Source organism: Microbacterium luteum (genome assembly GCF_015277875.1).
Classification (GTDB): domain Bacteria; phylum Actinomycetota; class Actinomycetes; order Actinomycetales; family Microbacteriaceae; genus Microbacterium; species Microbacterium luteum.
The window spans coordinates 2487148-2500431 of the sequence record NZ_CP063814.1; the positions used below are offsets into that span (position 1 = coordinate 2487148).

Genomic DNA, 13284 nt, shown 5'->3' on the forward strand with positions numbered 1-13284 from the left:
CACGTCGTCGGGGTGGTGGGCCTCGATAGGGTGGGCCCGGACCATGACGACCACTGGGAGGTACGGATGGGTCATCGGAGTGCGCACGCGCGCGTCGCCACCGCATTGCTGGCCGCGACGGCCGTCGCACTCACCGCGTGCACCGCGGTGGAATCCGAACCGTCCGCCGACGGTCTTCACGGGCACGTCGCGCCCGTCGTCGAGGGCGCTGACACCGGCGACTGGGCGCTGACGGCGTGGGCCGTCGGCGCCGGTGAGCCGATCGAGCTCGGCCGGACCACGACCGACGAGGACGGGGCCTTCCACCTCGATCCGTTCACGCTCCCCGAGGACCGCATCCTGCTCGTCGAAGCCGCGCACGGCGGGGCCGAGCGGGCCGACCTGGTCGCGGTGAGCGCATCCGATGACCTCACCGAGCTGACCCTCAACGAACGCACCACCGTGGCGGCCGCCTACGGTCTCGCCCAGTTCTTCGGACGCGAGCTCCCCTCGGGCGAGAACCCGGGCCTCGCCAACGCGACCGCGATGGCCGGCAACCTCGCCGACCCCGCGACCGGCGCCTACGGCGAGGTGCTGATGACCTCGCCGAACGCGTACGAGACGCAGACGCTGCCCGCCTTCACGTCGCTGTCGAACATCGTCGGCGCCTGCCTCGTCGATCGCGAGGTTTGTCACGACGTGTACGCGGCGGCGGGCGTCGACGACACCGCCTCGATGGCATCCGCGATCGCCACCATCGCCCGCGATCCGTCTGCCGCGGCCGAGGAGCTCTTCGAGCTTTCGCAGCTCGAGCAGGGAGACCGCCCCGGGCTGGATGCGGCCCCCGCGGCGTGGACGCTCGCGCTGCGCTTCGACGGCGACGGCACCGACCTCGCCGGACCAGGGAACTTCGCCATCGATCCCGACGGCAACATCTGGATCAACAACAACTACGAGTACAACGCCGACCCGCAGACCCCGGTCTGCGGCAGCGACCAGATGTTCAAATTCTCGCCGACCGGTGCTCTCCTGGAGACGTACGAGGGCGGCGGCCTGTCGGGCTCGGGATACGGCATCGAGTTCACCGCGGACGGTCTGCTCTGGTTCAGCAACTTCGGGTTCGCCGCCGCCTCACCCGGGTGCCCCGAAGACGAGCAGCCGCCGCACAACAGCATGTCGCTGTTCACGTACGACGGTGAGGCACTCTCCCCCGATACGGGATTCACGGCGGGCGACCTCAGCTGGCCGCAGGGCATCGAGGTGTCCGACAACGGAGATGTATGGATCGCCAGCTGCGGGAACGACTCCGTCTCGGTGTATCCCGGCGGCGATCCCGAGTCCGCCGAGAACTTCGCCGATCTCGGACTCGAGCAGCCGTTCGACGTCGTCGACAACGGCGAGCACATCTTCGTCAGCGGGATCGCGAACAACACCGTCGCCGTGCTCGATCGCGACGGCACTCCGGTCGACGGCTCGCCGCTGACCGACCCCGGCCTCCAGAACCCGATGGGGCTGGCCACCGATGCCGACGGCAACGTCTGGGTGGCCAACTCCGGCACGACGACCCTGCCGTGCCCGGAGCGTCCGGCCGACGCGGAAGGCACCCCCTCGGTGTCGATGATCAGTGCCGACGGGTCGACCGTGTCATCCGCGTTCACGGGCGGCGGTGTGACCCGTCCGTGGGGCGTCACGACCGACGGCGACGGAAACGTCTGGGTCGCGAACTTCGCCGACCAGCGCCTTTCGGCCTTCTGCGGGGCGCAGGCGGAGACCTGCCCTCGCGGCCTGGAGACCGGCGAGGCGATCTCGCCCGACGACACCGGCTACGCCTTCGACGGATTCACCCGCAACACCGGCCTCGCCGTCGATCCATCCGGAAACGTATGGGTCGCCAACAACTGGGAGAACGTCCCGGTGCAGACCAACCCCGGCGCGCACCAGATCGTCGCGTTCGTCGGTGCTGCCGCGCCGCTCCCGGTGGCGCCGTTCACCGGGCCCGGCGAATGAGCCGGCGAGCGCGCCCATAGGATTGTCGGGTGAACAAACCGCGGCTCTACTCCGGAATGCAGCCCTCGGCCGACTCCCTCCAGATCGGCAACTACATCGGGGCTCTCATGCAGTGGCGCGACCTGCAGGAGTCGTATCAGGCCTTCTTCTCCGTCGTCGACCTCCACGCGCTCACCCAGCCGAACGACCCGGCCGAACTGCGCGCGAAGACCCGTCGCACGGCGGCGCAGTACATCGCCGCCGGCATCGAGCCCGCCAAGTCGACCCTGTACGTGCAGTCGCACGTGCCCGCCCACGCTGAACTCGCCTGGGTGCTCTCCACCGTCACCGGTTTCGGCGAGGCGGGCCGCATGACCCAGTTCAAGGACAAGTCCTCCCGCTACGGCAGCGACGCGACGTCGGTCGGGCTGTTCACCTACCCGGTGCTGATGGCCGCCGACATCCTGCTCTACCAGACCGACATCGTGCCGGTCGGCGACGACCAGAAGCAGCACGTCGAGCTCACCCGCGACCTCGCGGAGCGTTTCAACTCGCGCTTCGGGAAGACCTTCCAGGTGCCGATGCCGGTCATCCAGCAGGACACCGCGCGCATCTACGATCTGCAGAACCCGACCGCCAAGATGTCGAAGTCTGCCGAGTCCGACGCCGGGGTTCTGTGGCTGCTCGACGACCCGGCGGCATCGGCGAAGAAGATCATGCGCGCCGTCACCGACTCCGAGGGTGCTGTGCGGTACGACCGCGAGAACAAGCCCGGCGTCTCCAACCTGCTGGTGATCTTCGCGGCGCTCACGGGGCGACAGATTCCGGCGATCGAAGACGAATTCTCCGGCCGCGGTTACGGCGACTTCAAGAAGGCCCTCGCCGAAGTCGTCGTGACGGAGTTCGGACCGGTCCGCGAGCGCGCGCTGGCCCTGCTCGATGACCCGGCCGAGCTCGATCGGGTCCTGGCGGCCAACGCCGCGAAGGCCGAGGAGGTCGCCGACCGCACGCTGGCCGCGGTCTACGACAAGATCGGCCTCCTCCGCCGCGTCTGAGCCGCGGGTAGCGGCGTGGTGCGGTGCGGCCCGCCGTGGGCGGCGGCGCCGGTGCGATGCGGCTCGGTTCGATCCCACCCCGCCTCGTGCCACCTCGCCTCGTGCCGCCCCGCCTCGTGCACGGGCCGCCAGGGTGGTGGATCGCGCCGCGTCGCCTCGCCACGTGCCACCTCGCCACGTGCTACCTCGCCACGTGCCACCTCGCCTCGTGCACGAACTCAGGCTGAGCGAGCGCCAGCTTCCGGCGTCACCGCGTCGTGACGCGGCTGTGCCCCGCGCCCGCGTCGCACAGCCTGAGTACGTGCCTCGCGGCCGGCATTTCCACCGGACTGCCCGCCGAGCGACCCCGCCGCCCGGCCGTCGCTCCCTGATGGGAACCGGCCCGCCTCGACCCACCCGCCACGTGCCCGGACTCAGGCTGAACTCATCGCCGCTCGACGTTTCCTGCGTCATGACGCGGCGGCCGATCAGCGGCGCGCGCCACGGCCTGAGTACGTGCCATGCAGGCACCGCCACCGCAGCTGGCGCCGCAACCGGGACGATGGGACCTCACGCCCCGGTGCTGATGCGACCGTCGCGGCGTGAGGCGAGCAGTCCACGCAGGCCTTCGGCGACTTCGTCGGGCTGGTACATGATCTGAGCGGCGGTCACGCGCCAGGTCACGTATCCACGTTGCGCGAGCGCCAGGTCGCGGCGCCGATCCTTCAGCTGCTGACGCCATGACGAGTGGAACTCCTCGCTGTCGCACTCGATCACGAGCCAGCCGTCGACGACGAGGTCGACCCGCCCGACCCCGCGCATCACCACCTGCAGCTCATAGGTCGCTCCTGTCGCCCGCACCATCAACCGCATGAGTGTCTCGCTGCCGGACTCGGCCCGCCCATCGAGGAGATCGCGGACGATGCCGTATTTCGCCGGAAGCGCGGCGAAGATCTCAGCGATATCAGACGCTCCGACAAGGCCGCGATGAAGCGCACTGTCGAGCGTGGCGACAGCGTGACGGGCAGGTTGGCAGAGCACGGCGTGGACGAGCGCATCCATCACATCCACGCAAGCGTCACCTGTGTCGAGTGGACGAAGGAGCGGCAGCCAATGGAGCACGACGCCCGCCGATGCGCGGCCCCCGAGCGGAGTGAATCGGTCGTGGGGCGAGCGCATGCGACTCGCGTTCCCCGGAAGGTGCACGTGGAGTCCCTCGCCGGTGACCACGAAGACCTCGAGGAGCCGCAAGAGAGCGAGGCAGGTCAGCCGCCCACCGACCCGCACGGCTCGGATGAGCTCGGCCGGAGCAGACGACGGCAGATAGCGGTCTCGACGGGCGCGGACGAGCACACCACCATCGACCGCGGCGCGGATACCGCGTCGCGTCATCCCCTCCGCCGTGAGCTCCGCGCGTGTCCATATCCGCCAGTCCGTGTGCATGACCAGCATCGTCGCGGCCCCTCGCGCCCGCTCACGCCATGCCGCCTTCGCCTGGGGATGACCTGCATCACGACGGCGCCTGTGCAGGGGAACACGTGCCCGAACGCAGGCTGCGCGCCACGGCCGTCGGCGTGTCACCCCGTCCCCGTCCGTCTCAGCCTGAGTTGGGACACCGGACCGGGTGCGGGGGCGCATGGAGCCCGGACGGGGGAACGGGCGGTGCGGCGTGCACGAATTGGAATTCAGGTCCAGGGCCACCGCCAGCGGCGTGTCGGCGCCGTCCCGCACCTCCCAACCTGAGTTGGGTCACGAACAAGAGGGCTGACGGTCGGGGAGCCGCACGGAGAGACGTGCCGGGTCGGCAATTGAACCGGGCGGGAGACACGAGGCGGGAACCGGGCAGCGGGACGGCAGGGCAGCGTCGCAGCGTGCCGCCCTGGCATCACCTTCCCCGCACTCCTGAGCACCAACTCAGGCTGAGAATCACCGCTAGCGGCGTGTTGGCACCGTCTGGCGCCTCACAGCCTGAGTTGGGGCACCAACGTAGCGAGAGACGGACGGGACAGCCAGGCAGGAGACGGACGGGGTTCCGGGCAGGAGACGAACGGGGCAACTGGGCAGGAGACGGACGGGGCAACTGGGCAGGGAGGCGGGGCGGAGGAACGGGAGAGCGACGCGGGGCGGAGGAATGGGAGAGCGACGCAGGGCGGAGGAATGGGAGAGCGACGCAGGGCGGAGGAATGGGAGGGCGACGTAGGGTGGGGAGATGCGCGCCGTCGACCTGGCCACCGAACGCTTCGTGCTGACGGCGCCGGAGGCGGCCGACGTCGACGCCGTGTTCGCCGCATGCCAGGATCCGGAGATCCAACGGTGGACGACGGTGCCCGCGCCGTACGAGCGACACCACGCCGAGGAGTTCTGCACCGGTGCCGACGATCGCTGGCGCACCGGCGTCGAGCAGACGTGGGCGATACGCGAGGGCACGGCACTGCTCGGCGTCGTGGGGCTGAACCGCACGTCCGCGGACTCCGCCGAGCTCGGATACTGGGTCGCGCCCACCGCGCGCGGCCGCGGCGTGCTCGTCGAAGCCGCTTGGGCCGCGCTCGACTGGGGGCTGGACCCGGCAGGTGGCGCCTACGCACGGATCGGATGGCGCGCCGCAGTCGGCAACCTCGCCTCGGCACGTGCCGCTCGCGCACTCGGATTCCACTTCGAAGGCATGTCGCGGATGGCGCTCCCCAGCCACCGCGGCCGGGAAGATGCATGGCTCGCCGGCCTGCTGCCGGGCGATGACCGCTCCCCGCAGCCGTGGCCGATCCTGGAGCCGTCGGCGACCGCGTCCTGACCGTATCGCGCCACGCGTCGACCCGGCCGACGCCCGACTGACCTCGTCGCGCCACGCGTCAACCCGGCCGACGCCCGACTGACCTCGTCGCGCCACGCGCCAACCGGCCGACGCCCGACTGACGGATCCCTCCCGCGATCCGGCGGCCGGCACCAGCCTGCGCCCCGCCGCCGACCCCTGCCCGCCCAGCGGCCGCCCCGCCGTGCCAGGATGAGGGCATGCCCGAGATGCCGGAGGTGCAGGGACTCGTCGACTACCTCGACGGGCGGATCACCGGACTGACCGTCACCAAAGTCACCGTCACGAACATCGCGGCCCTGAAGACCTACGACCCGCCGGTGCAGTCGCTGCACGGCGCGGAGATCACGGGCGTGAGTCGACACGGCAAGTTCCTCGACGTCGCCGCAACCACCGCAACCGCCCCAACCGCCCCAGCCACAACCGACGTTGCCACAGCCACCCCCACCGCAACGACGGATGACGCCGTCCTGCACCTGGTCTTCCACCTCGCCAAGGCCGGATGGCTCCGCTGGTACGACGCCCTGCCGGCGACGGCTCTCCGCCCGGGCAAGTCCCCCATCGCCGCGCGCGTCGCCCTGTCGGACGGGTCCGGCTTCGACCTCACCGAGGCGGGCACCAAGAAGTCGCTGTCGGTGTCGGTCGTGCGGAACCCGGCGGATGTGCCCGGCGTCGCCCGTCTCGGGCCCGACCCGCTCGATCCGGCCTTCACCGTCGACACCCTCGCGGGCGTGCTCGCCGGTCGTCGCACGCAGATCAAGGGCGTGCTGCGCGACCAGAGCCTCATCGCCGGGATCGGCAACGCCTACTCGGATGAGATCCTGCACGCCGCGCGGATGTCGCCCTACGCGCTGGCGTCGTCGCTCGACGCCGACACCGTCTCGCACCTGTACGAGGCGATGCAGGCGACGATCGCGGAGGCCCTCGCCGCCGCGTCGGGGAAGCCACCGGCCGACCTCAAGGACGCCAAGCGCCGCGGCATGAAGGTGCACGCCCGGCGCGGCGAGGCGTGTCCGGTCTGCGGCGACGAGGTGCGCAGCGTCTTCTTCGCCGACAACTCCCTCGAGTACTGCCCGACGTGCCAGACCGGCGGCAAGATCCTCGCCGATCGCCGCCTGTCACGACTGCTGAAGTGACCCGCCGTCGTCGGTCGTGCCCATGAGCACGCGCGCGTCGTCGTCGACCCAGTCCAGGGACTTCGACACGGCCTTGCGCCACAGCCGACGTCGCCGGTCGCGCTCGTCGGTGCTCATGCGCGGCTCGAACCGGCGGTCCTCGCGCCAATGCGCCCGCAGCTCGTCGTGGTCGGCCCACACTCCGGTGGCAAGGCCGGCCGCGTAGGCCGCGCCGAGCGCCGTGGTCTCGACCACCTGCGGGCGCACGACCGGGATGCCGAGGATGTCGGCCTGGAACTGCATGAGGAGGTCGTTCTTCGTCATGCCGCCGTCCACCCGCAGCTCCTCGAGCGGGTGGCCGGTGTCGGCCTCGACGGCCTCGATGACATCCCACGACTGGAAGGCGGTCGACTCGAGGGCCGCGCGAGCGATGTGATGCCGGTTGACGTAGCGGGTGAGCCCGACGATGGCCCCGCGCGCATCCGGACGCCAGTGCGGGGCGAACAACCCGCTGAAGGCCGGCACGAAGTATGCGCCGCCGGCGTCGTCGACGCCTCCGGCGAGCTCCTCGACCTCGTCGGAGGAGCGGATGAGGCCGAGGTTGTCCCGCAGCCACTGCACGAGCGATCCCGTCACCGCGATCGACCCCTCGAGGGCGTAGCGCGCCGGCTCCTCACCGATCCGGTAGGCGACGGTGGTGATGAGACCGTTGCCCGAACGGACGATGTCGGTGCCGGTGCCCACGAGCAGGAAGTTCCCGGTGCCGTACGTGTTCTTCGACTCCCCCGGTTCGAAGGCGGCCTGGCCGAACGTCGCCGCCTGCTGATCGCCGAGGATCCCCGCGATCGGGATCCCGGCGGCCGGGGCGGGCTCGACCACCTCGCCCACGACGGCGGAAGACGGGCGGATGCCGGGCAGCATCGAACGGGGGATGTCCCACATCCGCAGCATCTCGTCCGACCAATCGAGGGTCTCGAGATCCATCAACAGCGTGCGGCTGGCGTTGGTGACATCGGTGATGTGCTCGCGCCCGTCGGTGAGCTTCCAGATCACCCACGAGTCAGGCGTTCCGAACAGCAGGTCACCGCCCTCGGCGGCCCCGCGGGCGCCCTCGACGTTGTCGAGGATCCAAGCGATCTTCGAGGCGGAGAAGTAGGTGGCCAGCGGAAGCCCGGTCGTCCCGGCGAAGCGGTCCACGCCGCCGTCGGCGGCGAGACGGTCGACGCGCGGCTGGGTTCGGGTGTCCTGCCACACGATCGCGTTGGCGATCGGGCGTCCGGTGCGACGGTCCCACACCACAGCGGTCTCGCGTTGGTTGGTCACGCCGATGCCGGCGATGTCGCCCGCGGAGAGGCCGGACTGCTCCAGCACCGCTTCGAGGACCCACGACGTGTTGGTCCAGATCTCCTCGGGGTCGTGCTCGACCCAACCCGCTTTGGGGAAGATCTGCTCGTGCTCGCGCTGTGCGCTCGTGACGACGGATCCTCGGGCATCGAACACGATCGCCCGGGTCGAGGTGGTCCCCTGATCGATCGCGATCACGTGTTCGGCCACGTCGCCTCTTTCTTCTCGGATGGGATGCGGAGCACCCGTGGACCGGGTGCCCCGCATCGGGTCATACGACGTACGTCAGCGTATTCGACGCGGAGACCATGGCGACGGCGGCCGCCATGATCAGCCCGCCGATGTACGGGTTGGACGTCTCTCGGTAGATCTTCCGCGACACGATCGCCGCGACGGGGAGGATCACCAGGACCGGGAACAGCCAGATGCTGAAGATGCCTCCGAAGCCCGGGATGAGGTGACCGCTTGCCGCGAAGGTCACGTACTGCGCGATGACCAGGACGAGCGGACCCAGCGCGTTGAAGAACGCCAACAGGGCAGTGTTGATCCACTCGCGACCACCGATGGTCACACGGTTGAAGACGTTCACGGCGACGGAGTTCGCGACAAAGTAGATCACGAATAGCGGCAGAACGATCAGCGCGAGGCCGATCTTGTCGGGAGTGAACGCCCGCACCGCGAGGACCCACAGGCGGAAGTCGGTCTGGAAGAAGTAATCCACGACGAACACGAGTCCAAACGCCGCGACGACGGTCAGCAGCGCGACGGCGACACCGGCGCCGAACGGCCGCCATCCCTGCCAGAGACCGCGGGCGGCGAGGCCGGAGTTCGAGCCACGCATCGTGAACCACCACGCGGCCAACAGCACCAGGAGGGTGAAGACGCCGTTGACGGCGGCCCAGAACCCGATGAAGTACGGCGGGGTCTGCGGGATGAACGCCGGCACGAGACCGGTGAAGGCCTGCTGGCTCAGCCACACGTACGTGACGGCGCTGACGACGGCGGACACCGCCAGGCCACCCCAGAACCACAGCTTCGCAGCGCGTCCGGCCAGTGGTTGCGCGTCAGGGGCGGGGAGGCGAGCTGCTGCGAACATCTTCGTCGTCACCAGAGCACGGGCGAACGCCACGAGGAAGATTCCGAATCCGATGAGTCCGAGAGTGTTGAAGAAGACCTTCCACTGCCACACCTGATTGGCGGCGTCGATCGGATTCGGCGACTCGAACACGGTGTCGAAGAATTCGACCAGGTCGCCTGCCGCCGTCGCGGAGGTGTGGGACCACGGGTGGGTCTGGTCGAGGCTGTAGATCACGCGGGAGCTGTCGGCGCCGTCGATCGACTCGTCGTAGTAGACCCCGGCCTCGCGCTCGTCGGTGAACGACGACGGATCGGCCCCGAAGTGCAGGAAGGACTGCGCGTTGTCGGTCGAGACGTAGTCCCGAGGGGCGGTGAGCACGACGCCGTTCTCGTCATAGGTGCGGAAGAAGAACTCGTCGTACTTCGCTTGGATGAGACCGGTGTCGCGGGCCCCGTAGACGTTGACCCACTCCCCCGTCTCGGGGTTCTTGTAGATCGGGTCGTTGTCGACCAGCAGCACGGCGGCGATGAGCGGCTCGGCGGCTTCGTTGTCCTCGAGCACGGAGAAATTCGCGGCACGGGCGCCGTTCGAGTGGCCGGTCACGCCGATCTCCTGCGGGTCGACGTATGGCAGGTCGTGCATGAGCTTGACGGCGTCGTACATGCCGGTCCCGGCCACGGCCTCCTCGCCGGGGACGAGCCAATCGCTGTCGCCGTGGCCGTACATGTCGATCGACATGACCACGAACCCGCGCCGCGCAAGCTCGACGTAGTTCAGGTCCTGCATCTCCCGGTTGTTGAACCATCCATGGCTGGCGACGACACCCGGGGCGGGGTTGTCGGGGGTGGCGCTCTCGGGGACATAGAGCAAGGCGCTCATCGTCTTTCCGGTGGGCGTCTCCCAGCGCAGATCCTCGATCTCGACGCTTCCGGCGTCGGACTGGACAAGCGAGGCCCCGACGCCGGACACGGCGACGAGGATCAGGGAGAGCACCAGCCAGAAGGCATTCCGGCGGTACAGCTGCGGTTTCACGTGGACACTCCTTCGTGAGTCGGGTGGAGCCGCGTGATCGATCACGTCACCGTGAGATCCTGCGACTCCGGAACCCTAACCAGCGGGTGAACACCGTCGCAACCGCCGTGCACATATGTGCATTCTCATGCCGGAGTGTCCGCGTCGGCCGTCGCCTGCCACCCGTGGAGGGCGGCCAACTGATCCATCGTGCGCGCGATCTCGGAACCGACGCGGGCCTCATCCCACTCCAGGACCGAGGCGACGGCCTCCGCGACCTCGGTGAAGATCTCACGAGACAGCCGCCCGGTGAAGGCAAGGTCGGAGCGCCGCTGGAGGAGGTCGGCGAGGCGCTCGACATCCTCGTTGACCGCAAGGAATCGCAGTTCCCCCGTCGAGAAGTCCGGGAGGGTCTCGAGCGCGCGATCGTCGTCGTCCTCGACGATCGCGTCGATCACCTCGCGCGCGATCGTGCCGTAGCGCGCAAGCAGGACGGCCGCGCGCTCGCGCCCGACGCCGTCGGCGTGGCGTTCCACCCACGCCTGGCGCGAGCGCTCGTCGACCGGGTATCCCTTGCCGCCACCGATCGCGAGGCCTCGCGTGGTCACCGAGCGCTCGCGGCCGAGCTCTTTCAGCGCGTCATCGGCGAGGTGCTCCGCCGACGCGCGGAAGGTCGTCCACTTGCCGCCCACGAGCGTGATCAGGCGCGGCCCACCCGTCACGAGCACGCCGTGCTCGACGCGGTAGTCGCGCGAGACGAACCCGGGCGGCAGGTCCTCGTGGCTGGGCAGCGGCCGCACACCGCTGAAGCGGTAGACGATCTGAGATCGGTCGACGGCGATGTCGGGCAGCACCTGCGCGATGAGGTCGATGAAGTAGTCGACCTCATCCTCCGTGCACACCGCCGGCTCCGTGATGTCGTGCTCGAGGTCGCTCGTGCCCACCAGCACGCGGCCCTTGAGGGGGTGGATGAGCACGATGCGTCCGTCGCTGTTCTCGAAGAACAGCTCGCGCCCGCCGGTCGCGTCCAGCAGCTCGGGGTGATCGAGGACGATGTGCGACCCCTTCGTCCCGGCCATGTAGCGGGTCTCTCGACCCAGTGCGTCGTTGACGAGGTCGGCCCAGGGACCCGCCGCGTTGATGACGATCTGGGCGGAGAAGGGGATCCGCCGCCCGGTCGGCCCGTCTTCGAGCACCACCTGGTCGCCGTCGATGGCAACAGCGGCCGTGTAGTTGACCGCGCGGGCGCGGTCGCCCCCGGCGGCGCGTGCGTCGCGAACGAGGTCCTGCCCGAGGCGCTCCGGGTCCCGGATCGCGGCGTCCCAGTACGTCGCGGTGTACTTCACGCCGGGACCGAGATCCGGCAGCACGCGAAGCGAACGCTTGCGCCCGTGGAACTCGTGCCGGGGAACGCGTCCGCCGTTGCGGGAGAAGGCGTCGTAGATCGTCAGTCCGACCTTGATCAGCAGCGCACCGCGCTCCTTCGGCTTTCCCGACCGATGCGTGAGCATGCGCAGCGGGGCATTGAACAGCCCCGAGAAGGCCGAGTGAATCGGGATGGTCGTCTGCAGCGGCTTGACGTAGTGCGGCGCCGTGCCGATGAGGTCGTTGCGCTCGCGGACGGCCTCGTGGACGAGGCGGAATTCCCCGTTCTCGAGGTAGCGCACCCCGCCGTGGATCATGTGGGACGACCCGGCCGAGGCGCCGCTGATGAAGTCGTTCTTCTCGACGAGGGCGACATCCACCCCCTGCAGCGCGAGGTCGCGGAAGGTGGCGACACCGTTGATGCCGCCGCCGATGATCAGAACCTCGGCGTGAGGCCGGGCAGCGAGGTCGGTGCGGAGGGAGGGCGCGTTTCGATCCGTCATGGTCGTCCTTTCGATCCGGTATCCATCATCACACCGCTGCGCGATATTTCAGCGGGTCTGCACACATGTGCAACCATGTCGTCATGGACGATATCGACGACGGGCGCGAAGGCGCATTCCGTGTAGACCGCGCGCACACCGCGGCGCACCTGTACTACGTGCAGAACCGCACCATGGATGCGATCGCCCGGGAATTGCGCACCTCGCGCTCGACGGTCTCTCGGCTGCTCTCCTACGCGCGCGCCCAGGGCATCGTCGACATCAGGATCCGCTCGCCGCACGAGGCCCCTCATACGCTGGAGTCGCGCATCGCGACGCGCCTCGGCGTCACCGCGCACGTGGTGCCGATGCCCGGCGACCTGCCCGAAGCGGAACGTCTGGCGCGCGTCGCCCTCGGCGCCGCCCACGTGATCCACGACTTCGTGCACTCGGAGCTCACCGTCGGCGTCGCATGGGGGTCGACGCTGGCCGCGGTCAGCACGCACCTCATTCCGAAACCCGTGCACGACACCACCTTCGTGCAGCTGAACGGCTCGGGGAACACGCATACGACCGGTCTGCTCTACGCCAGCGAGATCCTCAGCCGCTTCGGCGAGGCGTACCGCGGGAGCGTCCAGCAGTTCCCGGTCCCGGCGTTCTTCGACGACCCGGAGACCAAGCGCCTGCTGTGGCGCGAGCGCAGCACTCGGCGCATCCTCGAGACGCAGGACAAGATGGGCCTCGTGCTCTTCAGCGTGGGGTCCGCGTCGGCGCGGGTACGCAGCCACGTATACTCCGGCGGATTCCTCGACCCGTCCGATCTCGGCGCCCTCGCCCGGGACGGGGTGGTCGGCGACGTCGCCACGGTCTTCTTCCGGGCCGACGGGTCCAGCGACGGCATCGCGCTGAACGAACGTGCGACGGGCCCCGACTTCGCGGCGCTGCGGCAGGTTCCGCGGCGCTGCTGCATTGTGGCGGGCGAGTCGAAACTCGCGAGCCTGCGCGGTGCGATCGCGGCGGGCCTGGTGACCGACCTCGTGATCGACGAGGGAACGGCCCGCGCCCTGGTCGAGGACGACTGACG

General features: G+C 69.5%; 9 protein-coding genes. 5 read left to right on the plus strand and 4 right to left on the minus strand.

Annotated features, from left to right (window positions below; all coding sequences use genetic code 11):
- The first annotated feature begins 66 nt into the window (after positions 1 to 66).
- Entirely contained in the window at positions 67 to 1986 is a 1920-nt protein-coding gene (locus IM777_RS12260; protein ID WP_194383564.1) for an NHL repeat-containing protein, read from the plus strand.
- Positions 1987 to 2015: 29 nt separating this feature from the next.
- Positions 2016 to 3020: a tryptophan--tRNA ligase gene (gene trpS / locus IM777_RS12265; protein ID WP_075807111.1), complete on the plus strand. Its 1005-nt coding sequence runs from the start codon at positions 2016 to 2018 to the stop codon at positions 3018 to 3020.
- Between the two features lie 549 nt (positions 3021 to 3569).
- On the opposite strand, the gene IM777_RS12270 is transcribed toward trpS, so the two are convergent.
- Positions 3570 to 4451 (minus strand): endonuclease domain-containing protein, encoded by an 882-nt coding sequence (locus tag IM777_RS12270; RefSeq protein ID WP_228480789.1) that lies wholly within the window; start codon positions 4449 to 4451, stop codon positions 3570 to 3572.
- Between the two features lie 757 nt (positions 4452 to 5208).
- Here IM777_RS12270 and IM777_RS12275 point away from each other — a divergent pair.
- The gene (locus IM777_RS12275) at positions 5209 to 5787 is read left to right on the plus strand and encodes a GNAT family N-acetyltransferase (protein WP_194383565.1); all 579 of its coding nucleotides are present in this window, start codon (positions 5209 to 5211) and stop codon (positions 5785 to 5787) included.
- Positions 5788 to 6005: 218 nt separating this feature from the next.
- Positions 6006 to 6941 carry a DNA-formamidopyrimidine glycosylase family protein gene (locus tag IM777_RS12280; protein WP_194383566.1) on the plus strand — a complete coding sequence of 312 codons (936 nt, stop codon included), beginning with the start codon at positions 6006 to 6008 and terminating at the stop codon, positions 6939 to 6941.
- Here the strand turns inward: IM777_RS12280 and glpK are convergent.
- The 3 genes from glpK to IM777_RS12295 form a co-directional block, all read right to left on the minus strand.
- Entirely contained in the window at positions 6924 to 8474 is a 1551-nt protein-coding gene (gene glpK, locus IM777_RS12285) for a glycerol kinase GlpK (RefSeq protein ID WP_194383567.1), read from the minus strand. The two genes, IM777_RS12280 and glpK, sit on opposite strands and share 18 nt — an antisense overlap.
- A gap of 61 nt (positions 8475 to 8535) precedes the next feature.
- Positions 8536 to 10374, minus strand: a complete 1839-nt coding sequence (locus tag IM777_RS12290) for a dienelactone hydrolase family protein (protein WP_228480790.1) — start codon at positions 10372 to 10374, stop codon at positions 8536 to 8538.
- Between the two features lie 125 nt (positions 10375 to 10499).
- The gene (locus IM777_RS12295; RefSeq protein ID WP_194383568.1) at positions 10500 to 12221 is read right to left on the minus strand and encodes a glycerol-3-phosphate dehydrogenase/oxidase; all 1722 of its coding nucleotides are present in this window, start codon (positions 12219 to 12221) and stop codon (positions 10500 to 10502) included.
- An 83-nt stretch (positions 12222 to 12304) separates the two neighbouring features.
- Here IM777_RS12295 and IM777_RS12300 point away from each other — a divergent pair, with 83 nt between their 5' ends.
- Positions 12305 to 13282, plus strand: a complete 978-nt coding sequence (locus IM777_RS12300) for a sugar-binding transcriptional regulator (RefSeq protein ID WP_228480791.1) — start codon at positions 12305 to 12307, stop codon at positions 13280 to 13282.
- Positions 13283 to 13284: the final 2 nt, after the last annotated feature.

Bases quoted from the DNA above. Each gene is read 5' to 3' on its own strand.
- IM777_RS12260 (WP_194383564.1), top strand. From the start codon at position 67: ATGGGTCATCGGAGTGCGCACGCGCGCGTCGCCACCGCATTGCTGGCC.
- IM777_RS12275 (WP_194383565.1), top strand. From the start codon at position 5,209: ATGCGCGCCGTCGACCTGGCCACCGAACGCTTCGTGCTGACGGCGCCG.
- IM777_RS12270 (WP_228480789.1), bottom strand. From the start codon at position 4,451: ATGCTGGTCATGCACACGGACTGGCGGATATGGACACGCGCGGAGCTC.
- IM777_RS12300 (WP_228480791.1), top strand. From the start codon at position 12,305: ATGGACGATATCGACGACGGGCGCGAAGGCGCATTCCGTGTAGACCGC.
- IM777_RS12280 (WP_194383566.1), top strand. From the start codon at position 6,006: ATGCCCGAGATGCCGGAGGTGCAGGGACTCGTCGACTACCTCGACGGG.
- IM777_RS12295 (WP_194383568.1), bottom strand. From the start codon at position 12,221: ATGACGGATCGAAACGCGCCCTCCCTCCGCACCGACCTCGCTGCCCGG.